10 protein-coding genes and 3 pseudogenes are annotated in these 15,132 nt (G+C 62.3%); 5 read left to right on the top strand and 8 right to left on the bottom strand.

The window, feature by feature from the left end; genetic code table 11:
• Positions 1-42 precede the first annotated feature (42 nt).
• Positions 43-636: an acyl-homoserine-lactone synthase gene (locus RW095_RS17380; protein ID WP_110403842.1), complete on the top strand. Its 594-nt coding sequence runs from the start codon at positions 43-45 to the stop codon at positions 634-636.
• A 96-nt stretch (positions 637-732) separates the two neighbouring features.
• Here the strand turns inward: RW095_RS17380 and RW095_RS17375 are convergent, their stop codons facing one another.
• The gene (locus tag RW095_RS17375; RefSeq protein WP_128596337.1) at positions 733-1,422 is read right to left on the bottom strand and encodes a FadR/GntR family transcriptional regulator; all 690 of its coding nucleotides are present in this window, start codon (positions 1,420-1,422) and stop codon (positions 733-735) included.
• 233 nt (positions 1,423-1,655) lie between these two features.
• Here RW095_RS17375 and RW095_RS17370 point away from each other — a divergent pair.
• Positions 1,656-2,134 (top strand): annotated as a pseudogene (locus RW095_RS17370) (universal stress protein).
• A 61-nt stretch (positions 2,135-2,195) separates the two neighbouring features.
• Here the strand turns inward: RW095_RS17370 and RW095_RS17365 are convergent.
• The 3 genes from RW095_RS17365 to RW095_RS17355 form a co-directional block, all read right to left on the bottom strand.
• On the bottom strand, positions 2,196-2,585 hold the full coding sequence (locus RW095_RS17365) for a response regulator (RefSeq protein WP_128596336.1): 390 nt from the start codon (positions 2,583-2,585) through the stop codon (positions 2,196-2,198).
• 229 nt (positions 2,586-2,814) lie between these two features.
• Positions 2,815-5,409 carry a 2-oxoglutarate dehydrogenase E1 component gene (locus RW095_RS17360; RefSeq protein ID WP_317017177.1) on the bottom strand — a complete coding sequence of 865 codons (2,595 nt, stop codon included), beginning with the start codon at positions 5,407-5,409 and terminating at the stop codon, positions 2,815-2,817.
• A gap of 228 nt (positions 5,410-5,637) precedes the next feature.
• Positions 5,638-7,296 (bottom strand): methyl-accepting chemotaxis protein, encoded by a 1,659-nt coding sequence (locus RW095_RS17355; RefSeq protein ID WP_317017176.1) that lies wholly within the window; start codon positions 7,294-7,296, stop codon positions 5,638-5,640.
• A gap of 621 nt (positions 7,297-7,917) precedes the next feature.
• Between RW095_RS17355 and RW095_RS17350 the strand changes: the two genes are divergently transcribed.
• Together RW095_RS17350 and RW095_RS17345 are read left to right on the top strand one after the other, a co-directional pair.
• Positions 7,918-8,574, top strand: coding sequence for a helix-turn-helix domain-containing protein (locus RW095_RS17350; RefSeq protein ID WP_128592652.1), 657 nt, complete (start codon positions 7,918-7,920; stop codon positions 8,572-8,574).
• Between the two features lie 135 nt (positions 8,575-8,709).
• On the top strand, positions 8,710-9,999 hold the full coding sequence (locus tag RW095_RS17345) for an SUMF1/EgtB/PvdO family nonheme iron enzyme (protein WP_317017175.1): 1,290 nt from the start codon (positions 8,710-8,712) through the stop codon (positions 9,997-9,999).
• Between the two features lie 222 nt (positions 10,000-10,221).
• Here RW095_RS17345 and RW095_RS17340 read toward each other — a convergent pair whose 3' ends face one another.
• The 3 genes and pseudogenes from RW095_RS17340 to RW095_RS17330 form a co-directional block, all read right to left on the bottom strand.
• The gene (locus tag RW095_RS17340) at positions 10,222-10,512 is read right to left on the bottom strand and encodes a hypothetical protein (protein WP_317017173.1); all 291 of its coding nucleotides are present in this window, start codon (positions 10,510-10,512) and stop codon (positions 10,222-10,224) included.
• Between the two features lie 192 nt (positions 10,513-10,704).
• Positions 10,705-11,511, bottom strand: a complete 807-nt coding sequence (locus tag RW095_RS17335; RefSeq protein WP_317017172.1) for an oxidoreductase — start codon at positions 11,509-11,511, stop codon at positions 10,705-10,707.
• A 35-nt stretch (positions 11,512-11,546) separates the two neighbouring features.
• Positions 11,547-13,298: pseudogene (locus tag RW095_RS17330) on the bottom strand (efflux RND transporter permease subunit); the annotation flags it as partial.
• On the opposite strand from RW095_RS17330, the pseudogene RW095_RS17325 reads away from it, so the two are divergent.
• Positions 13,294-13,989 (top strand): annotated as a pseudogene (locus RW095_RS17325) (TolC family protein); the annotation flags it as partial. The pseudogenes RW095_RS17330 and RW095_RS17325 sit on opposite strands and share 5 nt — an antisense overlap.
• Before the next feature lie 97 nt (positions 13,990-14,086).
• Here RW095_RS17325 and RW095_RS17320 read toward each other — a convergent pair.
• Complete coding sequence (locus tag RW095_RS17320) at positions 14,087-14,962, bottom strand: patatin-like phospholipase family protein (RefSeq protein ID WP_317017171.1); 876 nt, start codon at positions 14,960-14,962, stop codon at positions 14,087-14,089.
• Positions 14,963-15,132: the final 170 nt, after the last annotated feature.

Genomic DNA, 15,132 nt, shown 5'->3' with positions numbered 1-15,132 from the left:
TTTCCTGCGTATTGGTTTCCCCAACACGTTCAGGAGAACGTCATGCAAACAGCGATCCGGATCGGAATGCGTCAAGAGTTCGACAACGAGGACATCAACGAGATGTACCGCCTGCGGGCACGGGTGTTTCACGGGCGGCTCGGCTGGGATATTCCGACCATAGCGGGCATGGAGATCGACGGCTACGATGCGCTGGGACCGCATTACATGCTGATCCAGGCCGACGACCGGCGCGTGCGCGGCTGTTGGCGTCTGATGCCGACCGAGGGGCCGAACATGCTGAAGGACACCTTTCCGCAGCTGCTGCATGGCGCCGCGGCGCCGGTCGGGCGGCATATCTGGGAACTGAGCCGCTTCGCGATCGACACCAGCGGCGAGGAGAAGTCGTTCGGCTTCGCCGACGTGACGATGCAGGCGATTCATGAGCTCGTGACATTCGCTGACCGCATGGGTATCACGCGCTATGTGACGGTGACAACGACCCCGATCGAGCGGCTGTTGCGCAAGACCGGAATCGAGATTAGCCGCCTCGGCTCACCACTGCAGATCGGCGTGGAACGCGCGGTAGCGCTGGATATCGCGGTGAGTCCGAAGACCCGCACGGCGCTCTTCGGGCCGATCGCCGCAGCCGCTTAGCTACTCTTCGCTGCTCCGCTGCTCTCGGCCGGCCGGGCTTCACCGTGGTGGTAACGGCCGGTCAGCCGGCGCACAGCGAGTCATGCGAAGCTTGCCTCACGAACCAAACATCCGTTCGAGCGCGTTTTCCAGGTGCGCTCGCATTGCCTGCCCCGCCGCTTGCGGGTCCTTGCGGCGGATGGCGTCGAGCACCGCCCGGTGTTCCGCCTGCACGAGACGCTGCCGCTCCACCGTTTTCACGAGCGACAGGTTGCGTGACAGATTCATGCTGAAGACGATCTGTTCCTCGATGAACGACATGACCGTGATGAAAAACGGGTTCTTCGACGCGCGCGCCACTGCCAGATGGAACATGAAGTCGTCGGACGCACCGATGCCGCGCGTCTCAATGATCCGTTCGAGCTGATTCCATGCGTGCTCGATAGCGGCAATGTCGTCGGCGTCGGCTTTGAGCGCCGCGTGCTCGGCCGCGCCCGCCTCCGTGACAATGCGAAATTCATAGCAGCGGCGGATGTCGGACAGCGTTTCGAGCGGCGCGAAACGCCGCACGTCCGGGTCGGGCCGCCGCGCGACTGTCGTTCCCGACCCATGACGCGTCACGATGATGCCGTCGGCCCGCAGCCGGGCCAATGCCTCGCGCACCGTGGGCCGCGAGGTCGAGAAGCGTTCGGCGAGCGCATGCTCGGTAGGCAGCCGCTGCCCTTCCTTGTATTCGCCTTCGAGAATGCGATTCAGGATGTCGCCGTAAATTTTGTCGGGCAAGCCCGTCGTTTTTCGCTCATTCATCGGCCGGGCGCATGCAGCTTGTCAGAGTAGATCCCGATTGTAAGGCAAACCCGAGCGGCATTCGCCGAGCTTCGGGCTCGCAGCATCGAGCAAAAAGCCGCCCGCGCGTCTTGGGGAACCGGCTGTCGTCCAGCGAGAGCAACGTCAAAATTTGTGAACCGGTTGATTTACATCCTGGCTGAAGCACGGTTTCTGAACGATTATTAAAGCTCGCAACCTGACCTGGAGCGGAAATGTACACTCGCATTCTTGTAGCGGTCGACGGCAGCCAGACTTCTCGCCGTGCTTTCGAGGCAGCGCTCGCGCTCGCAAGATCTAACGGCGCTGTTTTGCAGCCCCTGTACGTCGTCGAAAATACGCCAATGTATTTCGAGGCGCCGGGCTATGACCCTTCAATACTTCGCAATCGTCTCATCGAACAAGGGAAGGAACTCGGCGAGGAGTTTGCGCGCGAAATGGACGCGCAAGGTGTGAAGGGAGAGATCGTCGTCACCGAAGCGCCGTCGCTCGACGACGTTTCCACGGCCGTGCTGAAAGCCGCCGCCGACTTCAATGCGGACCTGCTCGTCATGGCACGCACGGCCGGCGCGGATTTCAGCGCCTGATTCTCGGCAGCGTCGCGGAGCGTTGTGTGCGCCAGGCTCGCTTGCCGGTGCTGCTGATCCCGTCCGCGGCAAGCAAAGCATCCGACGACGCGCAAACGCGAGACTGACGCCGCGAGCGCCATGCCAGCGCGCAACCGAGACTTTGGGAAGCCGGGGGCGCGATCGATGCTACGTCGGTCCGCCTCGCTGCAATGCGCGATGACTGACGTGGTCTTCGAGCAGGCGCCGCATGGTGGCCAGCAACGTGGGGCCGTCCACCGGCTTGCGCAGAAACCCGTCGAAGCTGACGAAGGCGGGAGGGCTCGGCTCTCCCGAAACGAGTATGAAAGCGACGTCGGCAAGCCCGGGCAGTGTGCGCAACCGGTGACACAGCTCACTGCCCGACATGGTCGGCATGCGCCAGTCGGCCACCACGACGTCGACAGGCGAAGCCATGAACTGAGTTAGCGCCGACTTACCGTCCAGCGCAGTTTTTACTTCGTAGCCCTCGGCGGAGCAGATCGCGCTCCATGCGTCCAACGCCTCGGCGTCGTCATCTACCAGCAGTACGGTTGCCATGTGCAATTGTCCTATCGCTTCGACGAACTGCTTCGCAACGTGCATGCCAACGTGCGCTACTCAGTTCGCGCCAATCGGCTTACGCGCCGCAAATATGATTGCGAAGCGGGAAACGGCGAGGCGGTCGCGTTGCAGCATGGTCATTGCCGCGCACGATAACCTCGCCTATTTCTGTTAACAATAGCAACTCAATTGCAAGCCGGCGGGCAAACTGCTTGACGGCGCAACTTCAGGCGCGTGCCAATGCGGCCACCACCAGGCGCTGCTGTTCTACGCGATGCGCGCGTATAGACGAATCCGCGCCCGATGGACTCTCGCGCCGGCACACGTCGAACACGCGGCAGTTCGCCGGAACCGCTCCCTCTATGTCATCGCGCACGAAATGCCATGCACCATGCTTCCGTTCCTCTTCCTGGGCCCACACCGCCTCGGCAAGGTTCGGATAAGCAGCGAGCGCAAGGGCAAGCTCGCTCGCCGGGAACGGGTACAACTGTTCGATGCGGACAAGCGCAGTCTGTGTGTCGCCGGAAGCATCGCGCGCCGCCTGCAAGTCGTAGAAAAACTTGCCGCTGCACAGCACGACGCGCGTCACGTCTTCGGGCGAAGCCGCACCACTGTCTTGCAGCACCGGAGCAAATGCACCGCCGATCAACTCGCCGACAGGCGAATGCGAGCGCACATTGCCATGGAGCTGCCCCTTCGGCGACATCACGACAAGCGGCTTCGGCTCGACGCTCAGCGCCTGCTCGCGCAGCATGTGGAACCACTGCGATGACGTCGACGGCATCACGACCTTCATGTTTCCGCCTGCGCACAGTTGCAGGAAGCGGCTGAGATACGCGCTCGAGTGCTCGGGACCGACACCTTCATGACCATGCGGCAGCAGCATCGTCAGTCCGGACGGTTGGCCCCACTTGTACTCGCCGGCGGCGATATATTGATCGATGATCACTTGCGCGCCGTTCACGAAGTCGCCGAACTGCGCTTCCCAGATAGCGAGGTGCGACGTGGACTGAACGCTGTAGCCGTATTCGAAACCCAGCACGGCCTCCTCGGTCAGCGGTGAATTGATGATGTCGAACTCACCCTGATGCACACCGAGATTTTGCAGCGGCACATGAGGCTCGGGCGCATCGGAAGTCGCGCCCTGCGAGTGCCACACTGCATGCCGATGCATGAAGGTGCCGCGGCCCACATCCATGCCGGAGATGCGCACACTGTGCCCGTCGTCGAGCAGACTTGCGTAAGCGAGGTTCTCGGCGAAGCACCAGTCGGCCGTGGCTGTTTCCGCTTCTACGCTCTTGTGCCACTTCGCCGTGATGTCGCGCACGAAGTCATGTAGCCGCAGCCCGGGCGGCGTGCGAGTCAACGCCGCGGTAAGCGACTGCACGCGGGCGAGCGACAGCGGCCGCGTGCGCTTGGTCCGCTTCGTGCCGTTCTCGCGCTCGGGGCGCTGCCGCGACAACGTTTGGGTGGGCGGCGTCAGAAGGTCTCTCAATGCATCGGCGCGCAACACGTCGAGTGGTGTTTCCTCGCCGATGGCCGCGTGATAAAGCTCGGTGACGGTCTGATGCGCCGAAATTGACGCTTGCTGCGACGGCTGCGTCAGCGCGGGAATATCGTGCTCCGAGTGACCCAGGCGCCGATAGCCGATCAGATCGATCACGACATCGGCTTCGTGCTCCATGCGGTACTGCAATGCGAGCTTCGCGGCGCGCAGGACCTCGTCGGGACGGTCTGCGTTCACACGGATCACGGGCGCGTCGATCATTCGCGCGACGTCCGTGCAATATGAATGCCCTTCGGCGTCCATGCGGTTCAGCGTCGTAAAGCCGATCTGATTGTTCACGATGACGTGTACCGTGCCGCCCAACGCGTAACCGTCCTTGCGCGTCATGTTCAACGTTTCCATCACGATGCCCTGGCCCGCGAATGCCGCATCGCCATGCACGACCACCGGCAGGCATCCAAAGCCGCGATGCTCGTCCCGGTATGCACGCGCCATCCCGCTCACGACCGGATACACGCTTTGCAGATGCGACGGATTGTGCGCAAGGAACATCGCGACATCGCCGTCGAGCGTCCGTCTGACGGTGCTGCCGCCGAGGTGATAAGGCAGATCGCGTTGCATGGCTGCGACATCGGAATCGGGATCGAGGCAATCGACGAGCTTCGCCGGATCGAAGCCCATCACGTTGACGAGCACATTGAGGCGCCCCCGATGCGGCATGCCCGCGAACACCTGCTGAACGCCTTGAGCGGCGGCGTGATCGACGATCGCTTCGAGAAGCGGCACGAGGCTCTCGCAACCTTCGAGCGAAAAGCGCTTTGCATGCTCGAAAACCGCCGCCACATGACGCTCCCACATTTCCGCGGCAATCAGGCGGCGCAACAGAGCGCGGCGCTGCTCGCGGGCGGGCAACGGCGCAAGCTGTTCCGACTTGAGCATTGCGGATAAACGCGCACGGCGCTGCGGATCGCGAATACCGGTCAGATCGAGGCCGATCGCGCCGCAATAAATGCGCCTCAGTTGCCGCTCCAGTTCATGCACCGCAGCCGACGGCGGCAGCAGTGGATTCTCGGCGCCGATCGGCTGCGCCGGGTCCAGCCCATGAAACACAGGGTCGAGCTCAGGCACTTCGGGCACGGGCGTGAGGCGCAGCGGGTCCAGCGACGCCTGACGATGACCGTGTTGACGAAACGCGTCGATGAAGCGCCGGACCTGCAACGTCCGCGCTACCGGCGACAGGTCGCCTGCCTGTTCGATATCCGCGCTGGCCGGTGAGCGTGAAAGAACAATCGATTCGGAAGAGACGTGGGACATGTTTGATAGCGTGCGGAAGAAACCGTTAGTCGGATTTCGCTGTCCGCATTGGGATGCTCGGGGCGCAAGCCCTCGACGGCAACATGACAGTTGGCCGCGATTTTCGGCAGACAGCGAAACGGAAAGGAACGCGATGCGGATGCGGGCTTGCAGAGCGCTCGGTCTTCTGTTGTTATCGAGCCGGTCCGCGCGACCGGCTCGTGTCTCCGTCCGTTGTCCGCCTGGCTTCTACTGCGGTGACATGCTCGCGTTGAGCCACGCGCCGGCCTCGCTCATGCCGTTCGTGTCGTTCGTGCGATGTGCGTGCGGTTGGTTCGCGGCGCGCCGTTGCTTCGCCGTGTCGCCGTTCAGCTTGAACGTGCTGACGGTATCGGTGAGCTGTTGCGCCTGGTCCTGCAAGGCCTGCGCGGCAGCGGCGCTTTGCTCGACGAGCGCGGCGTTTTCCTGCGTCACCTTGTCCATCTGCGTGACCGCATGGTTGATCTGCTCGATGCCTTCGCTTTGTTCCTTGCTGGAGGAGCTGATCTCCGCGACGATCTCCGTCACGTGGCGAATGCTCTTGACGACTTCGCTGATGATCTGCCCCGCGTCCTCCACCATCTTGCCGCCGGTACCGACCTGATTGACCGAGTCGGCGATCAGCTCCTTGATTTCCTTCGCCGCGACGGCACTGCGTTGCGCAAGCCCGCGCACTTCGCTCGCGACCACCGCGAAACCGCGGCCGTGCTCGCCGGCACGCGCCGCTTCGACGGCTGCGTTGAGCGCAAGAATGTTCGTCTGGAATGCAATGCCGTCGATCACGCCGATGATCTCGACGATCCTGCGCGACGATTCGTTGATCGCGCTCATCGTGCTCACGACCTGATTCACCGCGTTGCCGCCCTTCACCGCGACGTCCGAAGCACTCGACGCAAGCTGATTCGCTTCACGCGCGTTGTCGGCGTTCTGCTTGACCGTCGACGTGAGTTGCTCCATGGCAGCCGCGGTTTCTTCCAGCGAACTCGCCTGATGCTCCGTGCGGCTTGACAGGTCCATGTTGCCGCTCGCCACTTCGCGCGTTGCCTGGCTGATCGTGTCCGTGCCCTGGCGCACTTGCGCGACGATGCCGTGCAGATTGCCGGTCATGCGTTCGAGCGCGGTCAATAGGCGCCCTACTTCGTCGGTCGTATCCACATGCAGGTGATGCGTGAGGTCGCCCGCCGCGACCGCTTCCGCGAGACTCACCGCGCGGTTGATCGGCCGCGTGATGGTGCGCGTGATGAAGATGCCCGTGGCAATCGCAATCAGCGTCGCGATCAGTGCGAGCAAAATCATCTGGATCTTCGCGCGATGCGCTTCGCCAACCGCATCGGCCACGTCGCGCGCCATCCGCTCCGCCTGCACGTCGACCATCTTGTCCACGAGCAGGTAGTACGCGTCCTGAAGCCGCGCCATGTCGCCCTGATAGACATCGCGCGCTTCCTGCTGCTGGTTCTTGCTCACCAGATCGAAGAAAGTTTTCACGCTCACGCCGTAGGCCGAGCGTGCGTCGAACTGCTGCTTGAACAACGCCTTCGTGTCATCGCTCGTCAGATGCTTTTCAAGTTCCCCGTAGGCTTGCGCATTCGCTTTGCGGATGGCCGCATAGTCGTCCATATACTGCTTGGCCCTGTCCGGCGACGTAGTCAGCAGCAGATTGCTGAGAATGCCGTTCGCCTTGTAGCCGTTGCTCTTGATCTGATTGCTGAGCGCAATCAGCGTGTAGCGGTTACTGACGATCTCGTCCATCTTCGTGTTCGTGGACTCGAGATGCTCGATGCCCACGATAGCCGTGCCGACGAGCAGCGCGACCATCAGCGCGAAGGCGGAGCCGAGCCTAACCCCGATTTTCATATTCGAAATCTTCATGTGTCTAATTCCTTGCCCTACCGCACGATAAAAGTTGTCGCGAAGCAGCCGGCGCTTCAGCGTGAAAGGATGCGCCCTGTCTCGAGGCGGTTCACTTCGATGACCTTTGAACCACCGGCGCGCGCCGACGCGGGCGCGTGTGAATCCGCCCCTTCTCGTTGCCGCCGCTTTCTTCAGACAATATGACGACACAATCCGCGAAACCTTGAGAGTTGGTCGCAAGAGAAAGTGAAAATTTCGCCAAACGTTTGCGTCGACGTGGGAAAGGCGCTGTTCAGGCGAAAGGATGAGTGAGCGTAAGTGCCCCTCTGCGGAATGCGTGAGGACGCTTCAGACCCGTCGTCGAGGTCTGATATCGCTCAAGAGGCCTGAGCGCCGAAGCGCGTCATTTTGCCGCGAAACGGGGGACAGAGCCGGTGGGACAATCGGGGCATTACCCCTGACATTGGCTCAGACATGCTTACTTCTACCGCTGTTGTACACTCCGCCGGCGCCGCCGACTCCGTTGTTTCCCCCGGCCCCGCTGTCGGTTCGCCGCCCGCGCAGCGCAGCCGCCGCGCCACGCCGCGGGCCGCCGGACGCACCAGCACGCGCAGCGCCGCGCGCTGCTCCAGCTGTGCGATGCGTCAACTGTGCATGCCGCAAGGGCTGTCCCCCGACGAGTTGTCCAAACTCGAAACGCTGATCTGCTCCGCGCGCTCGGTGCATCGCGGGGACGCGCTGTACCGCAGCGGCGACCGTTTCGACAATATCTATGCGGTGCGTTCGGGCTCGATGAAAACCGTCATGGCGCATCGGGACGGGCGCGAACAGGTCACCGGGCTGCGACTTGCGGGTGAAGCGCTCGGCCTCGACGGCATCAGCGACGACCGGCACGCATGCAGCGCGCTGGCGCTCGAGGACAGCACGGTGTGCATCGTTCCGTACACGGCGCTCAAGTCACTGTGCCGCGAAATCGGCTCGATGCAGGAACGCCTGCACAAAATGCTGGGCGAGCAGATCGTGCGCGAAGCGGCCCAGATGATGGTGCTCGGCTCGCTTTCGGCGGACGAACGAGTCGCGGCATTCCTGCTCGACGTGTCGGAGCGCAATGCTCAACGCGGTTATTCCTGGGCGGAATTCAACCTGCGAATGACGCGCGAAGACATGGGCAGCTACCTCGGCATGACGCTCGAAACCGTGAGCCGCACCCTGTCAAGATTTCAAAAGCGCGGCCTGATCGACACGCAAGGCAAGCACATTCGCATCGTCGATCTGGACGGCTTGCGCCAGGTTTAAGCTCGACACGAGGGGCGCGGACCGCGCGGCCGCGTCCTTTGCCACGTTTTTTCGGCGGACCTTGCGCCTTGGCATGGCATCTGCAAGCGGGTACAGTCTTTGTTTAGTCCGTCCCCCGCAAGGAGACCCGGCGAAATGAACCGCGACCCCGGTCCACATCATCCGCTCGTCCAGCGTCTGAACGACGCGCGTCAGGTTACCGACGCCCTCTTTTCCATCGTCAAGCCCGAGTTCCTTTACGAGCGACCGATCCGTGAACGGCACCGGATCGTGTTCTATATCGGGCATCTCGAAGCTTTCGATCGTAATCTGTTCGATAAGCGCCTGTTCGATCTGCCCGCGTTCGATGCACAGCTCGATCAGCTATTCGCATTCGGTATCGACCCGGTAGACGGTGGTTTTCCCACCGATGAGCCTGGCGACTGGCCTTCGCTCGATACCGTGCGCCAGTACGGTTTGAATGCCCGCGGACAGATCGACCGCGAACTGCGGACGCTTACCGATTCCGCGCGAATCGATGCTTCGGGCCAATTGCTCAACGTGGCAATCGAGCATCGACTGATGCATGCCGAGACGCTTGCCTACATGCTTCACCAATTGCCGCTCGAGCAGAAGGTGACGGATCTGCGCGAGCCTGTGGTGACGGGTCCGGGGCGCGCGAACAGCCTGTCGCCGGTGGTCAGCGTGCCTGCCGGTTCGGCCGTGATCGGCATGCCGCGCGACGGCGGCCGCTTCGGCTGGGACAACGAGTTCGGTGAATTGCACGTCGACGTGCCTGCCTTCGAGATCGACCGCTATATGGTCACGAACGCCGCGTTTTGCGAGTTTATTGAAGCTGGCGGTTATCGCGAGCGGAAATGGTGGTCGGAAGAAGATTGGGCCTGGAAGGAAGCCGAGCACATAGAGCATCCCGCGTTCTGGTCTCGACGCGAGGCGAGCGGCCAACGCGGCGAATGGACGCTGCGCACGATGTTCGACGAAGTACCGCTTCCACCGGACTGGCCGGCGTACGTGAGCCACGCCGAGGCGAGCGCCTATGCGCGCTGGGCGGGGAAGGCGCTGCCGACAGAAGCGCAATGGCAGCGCGCGGCGCAGGGCGCGCCGCATGCCGGCTCGGGCAACTTCGACTTCCGCAGTTGGGACCCGCGTCCAGTCGACGCTTATCCGGACAATGTCAGCGCGTTCGGCGTGGAAGGCCAGTACGGGAACGGCTGGGAGTGGACTTCGACTTTGTTCGACGGGCTGCCGGGCTTCGAGCCGTTTCCGTTCTATCTGGGTTACTCGGCTAACTTCTTCGACGGCAAACATTACGTGCTGAAGGGCGGATCGGCGCGCACCGCACAGTGCATGCTACGACCGACATTTCGAAACTGGTTTCAGCCGCATTATCAGTACGTTTATGCGGGGTTTCGGTGCGTGAGTTGATGACGAATTAAACACGCACACGTCCCACGTTGAATACCTGCCCGCCTAACGAGCGCATAGAGAACGCTCAACGGGGCGGGCACTCGGGCCCGCGTTGCCGGGACGATCCATACGGTCTTCGCGCGGAGTCTTCCGTTTCGAAGCGGTTTGAAGCGTTTCGAAGCGGTTCGAAGCGCCGAGGCAAATCAGGTCACGATAGCGCGCCGTCCATGCCTTACCGGTCTAGTCATTTCGTAGCACCACTCGAGACTCTGTGCGAACCGTGGCTTCGCTCAGGTCATCATGCTTTTTCATGTCCCGCATCACACGAAAGAGATCGCGCATGGAATCGATATCAAGCAGCCTCGCGAACGTGAAGGTATCCTCGTAGGCCCGCATCCAGGGGATCATCGCGGACGCCACAGTTTTTCGACCTTGTGCGGTCACGACAAGCTGACGTTTCCGTCGATCTCTTTCGTGGGTGCTCGTAGAGATAAGCCCATGGCGAAGCAACGGTGCCAGATTGGCCCACATCTGATTTTCCATATCCGCGTTTGACAGAAGGATTACGCTCCCGCTTGGCAATATTCCGATGCTGCGGCGGGGCCGGTTGCAAGGCACCGAAATCGTCGTGACCATCGAGGTCTGAAAGCGAGCCACTGGTTAGCACGCTCCTGGCGATGCGAGCGTGACGGGCCGGCGCGAATTGCCGCGCGGAGTCACGAATCATGCAAGCCCGAATGTTTTCCTCAGACTTGCATCGACGGGGGCTGCCGGCATGAAACGCCGCAATCTCCTCAAAAGAGACGCCTGTCCCGCCGGCGTCAAACGCATTCGCCAGTTGCCTAGCGCGGCTTCAACAATTGTGTCTGCCACGCCATCGGGCGCGGGCGCACCTTTGACACTGTTGACGACTGCGCCGGATGCAAGTGCACGCTCGCAGTCATAGGCGGTGATTTTCAAACCCACCTGAGGCGCATTGACATCGAGATTGGTTCGGGTAAAGGACGGCTCGATGAGCGTTGCGCGGATGCCGAACTGGCGCATCTCGTGATCCAGCGTCTCGGTCAACCCCTCGACGGCATGCTTGGACGCCGCATAGAGTCCCATGTATGGCGCCGGCAAAAAGCCGAGCACCGAACTGATATTGACGATCCTTCCGCCACGTTGCGCCCGCATGTGCGGAAGCACTGCCTGGCTCGTACGCAGAATGCTGAATACGTTGGTGTCGAACAGCGCGGCAGCTTCGGTAACCGACGTTTCCTCCACCGCTCCGATCAGCGTCGTGCCGGCATTGTTGACGAGCACGTCGATGCGCGCGGCGCGATCGATGATCCTATGAATCGCGGTTCGAACGGAAGCATCGTCGCGCACATCCATCTCCACCAGTTCGACGCCGGCCAATGGCGGCGTCTTTGCAACGCTGCGCACGGTCCCGAATACGCGGCACCCGCGCTTCGTGAACTTCTCTGCTGTCGCGCGTCCGATACCAGACGACACACCGGTCACAACGACCACTTTGGAGTTGGGCATGACAGTTTCCTTCGATACAGTAAATTGATTGCGCTTTAACTGCGCGCGTCGAGCGCGTCCTGCAGCGTCAGTTCGGGAGGAGAGGCGTGCTGGTGGCTGGCGTTGTGCGAACCTGGTGGGCTGCCTGGCCGGATCCCGAACCAGATCGAATACATGGCCGGCAGGAACACCAGCGTCAGTACCGTCCCCGCGAACGTTCCGCCGATCAGCGTGTAAGCGAGCGTGCCCCAGAACACCGAATGGGTTAGCGGAATGAACGCGAGGATCGCGGCCATCGCTGTGAGGATCACCGGGCGCGCACGCTGCACGGTGGCTTCGACGACCGCGTGGAACGGGTCGAGTCCCGCCTGCTCGTTCTGGTGAATCTGTCCGATCAGGATCAGCGTGTTGCGCATCAGGATGCCCGACAGCGCGATGAGGCCGACCAGCGCATTGATGCCGAACGGCTGCCGGAACAGGACCAGCGTCGGCACGACACCGATCAGGCCCAGCGGACTCGTCATGAACACCATCACCATGGCGGAGATCGAACGCACCTGAAAGATGATGATGATCAGAGTGATCGCCAGCATGATCGGGAACAGCGGCAGCATGGCGGTCGTCGCCTTGCCCGATTCTTCGATAGAGCCGGCTTCCTCGATCCGATAGCCGCCCGGCAGCCTGGCCATGATGGGCTGAAGTTGCTTCGTGATCGCGGTCGAGACGTCCGGCGGCTGCAGGCCATCGGCGATATCGCCGCGCACCGTGACCGTGGGCACGCGATCGCGCCAGCGCATGATCGGCTCCTCCATCCGCACGTCCACCTTGCCGACCTGCGACAGGGGGATGCGCTGCCCGTTCGCGCCGGCCAGCGTGAAGTCGCCGAGCCGCGCGGGGTCGAGCCGCACATCGCCGGCCGAGCGGGCAATGACCTGCACGGTACGAATATCCTCGCGCACAGCGGTGACGGGCACGCCGGTGAGCAGAAACTGGAGCTGTTGAGCGACGGCGCTGGACGTCAGTCCCACCGCCTGTAGACGGTCCTGCTGCAACGTGAAGTTCAGCGTCGGCGAGCGCGTGCCCCAGTCGGCATTGACCGTGCGCATCATCGGACTGCCGTCCATCACCCGCTGAACTTCCGCGGCGATGCCACGAAGCTTGTCGGAATCGGGGCCTGTGACGCGATAGGCCACCGGGAACGGCGAATACGGCCCGAACACGAGTTGTGTGACCCGCACGCGCGCTTCCGGGGCGAGGCCGTGTGCGATGGCCTGACGCAACCGCTGCTTCAATGCATCGCGCTCGTCCTGGCTGTCCGTGCGGACCACGATCTTTGCGAACGACGGATCGGGTAGTTCCGGTCCCATGGCCAGATAGAAACGCGGCGCACCCTGCCCCACATAGGCGGTGACGATCTTCGCTTCCTTTTGCTTCGCGAGCCACGCTTCGACTTTGTCCGTGATAGCACTCGTCTGTGAAATCGACGTGCCATAGGGCATCTGCACCTCGACCAGCACTTCGGGGCGGTCGGAGATCGGGAAGAACTGTTTTTTGACGATCGCCATGCCGAGAATCGCGAGAACGAAGAGGCCGACGACCGAACCGGCGACGAGCCATTTGCGCGCGATCACGCGCGTCAGTAACCGGCGGAAGCGGTTGTAGCGCGGCGTATCGTAGATTGCGTCGTGACCGGCTTCGAACTTCCGGAAGTCCGGCAGCATCTTCACGCCGAGATACGGCGTGAAAACGACCGCGACGACCCACGATGCGATCAGCGCGATCCCCACGATCCAGAACATGTTGCTGGACGTGATGCTGGGTTCACAGCCCGGCACGCAACGGGCGGAATTGCTGGAGGGCGGCAATATCCCGGCCGCCCCTCGAATCGCGGGCACCGGATCGCCTGGTGAGTTGCTCAGGCGTCGGCCCGATCTGATCGTGGCCGAGCGTCGCCTTGCTGCATCCGACGCGCGCATCGGCGTGGCAATCGCTGAGTATTACCCCAAGCTGTCGCTTAGCGGACTGATTGGGAGCGCCACCTCAGTGGCCAGCGGCAACCTGTTCAGTAGCGGCGCCAATCAGGCTGCCGGCGTGCTGGGACTGCGCTGGCGTCTATTCGATTTCGGCCGCATCAATGCGCAGATCAATGAGGCCAAAGGGCAGGAAGCCGAGACGCTCGCCGCGTATCGGCTTACCGCATTGCACGCAACGGAGGACGTCGAGAATTCTTTCTCGGCACTCGTCAAGCGCGAGGAGCAGGCTGCCATTCTCGCGCAGGGTGTGAGCTCGCTCGGCCGCGCGCGGGCGGCCTCGTTCGCCGCTTATCAAAAGGGTGTAGTCAGCCTGATCGAAGTGCTGCAGGCAGACGACAACCTCTTACGCACCTCAGACGCGCGGGTGCAGGCGCAAACGGAATCGGCGCGCGCAGCGGTCGCGGCATTCAAGGCGCTCGGCGGAGGTTGGCAACCCACTGATCCAGAGGCCGTTGCAAGCCGATAGGCCCGCCGCTCCGGGTGGGCGCCATTGGCAGGCAGTCATGCTCGTCGGGCCACTGGAACTTGTCACAAAGCGGCTTGGCCGTTTTTTGCTTGCATCGTTAACGCGCGGCGTGCTCATGCTCGCGCAGCTCACCGGGAATCAAAGCGCGCTCGAGGCCACCATCGCTAAGCCATGCACGCGTCTTCTGCGCAGCTCGGTCGATCAGTTGCGCGCACTGCGTATAGTCGTAAGGCGAGACATCGAGTGGACACAACGGCGGAACGACATAGATCTGCGCATGCGTCGAATAGAACTCAAGGTCGCGCACGAGCTGGCGTGCGATGACGAGCGTCAGCGCATGCATAGCCTGCGCGATCACGCTACGCGGCGGCGCATGCAACGCACACGCGAAGCCGGCCGGCAGCACAATAATGCGCGTTGCACCAAGCGCGACCGCCACCGAGATCGGCGTGTTGTTGGCGACGCCGCCATCGATGAGATCCACGCCGTCAATACGCACCGGCGGGAACACGCCGGGAATAGCTGCGCTCGCCAGCACGGCGTTCACCACAGGACCGGTAGAAAGAACGATTTCGCCGCCGGTAAGCATATCGGTCGCGGCGATGTGAAGCGGCAAGGTCGCCTGCTCGATCCGCTGATACGAGAGATGCGTCTCCAGCAACTGACGCAACGCGTTCGCCTCGACGAGGTGCGCACGACTGCGCAGAATCATCGCGAGCAGTCCGAGCATGGAGAAAGGCATGATGTCCTGCCGCCGGATCTTGCACCAGAGCGCTTCGAGCATTGCTACGCCACCGGCGTCCGGTTGTCCGGCGAAATACGCTGCGTTGATCGCGCCTGCCGAGGCGCCCACCACGCAGCCCGGATGCTCACCGCGTTCGAGCAGTTCGCGCAGCATGCCAACCTCGATCGCGCCGAGGCTGCCACCGCCAGCAAACACGAAGGCGGTCAAACCCGAAAGATGGGAGTTCATGGTTGATTCGCAGTTCCCTGCATCAGTGAACTCACTCTCCCGACACTCAGCCGCCGCTCAGGATTCAAGCCAAAAACGTACATCGGCATGGTTGTCGTGTACCGAGTGCTGACTTCCGGCAGAACGTTGATTCGCTCCGCCATTAGCGATACCTTTACATCTATCCTAGT

It is taken from the genome of Paraburkholderia kirstenboschensis, from assembly GCF_032806925.1.
Taxonomy (GTDB): Bacteria; Pseudomonadota; Gammaproteobacteria; order Burkholderiales; family Burkholderiaceae; genus Paraburkholderia; species Paraburkholderia kirstenboschensis.
The sequence above is the reverse complement of the archived record's forward strand: the minus strand, read 5'-3'. Positions and strand labels throughout refer to the sequence as shown.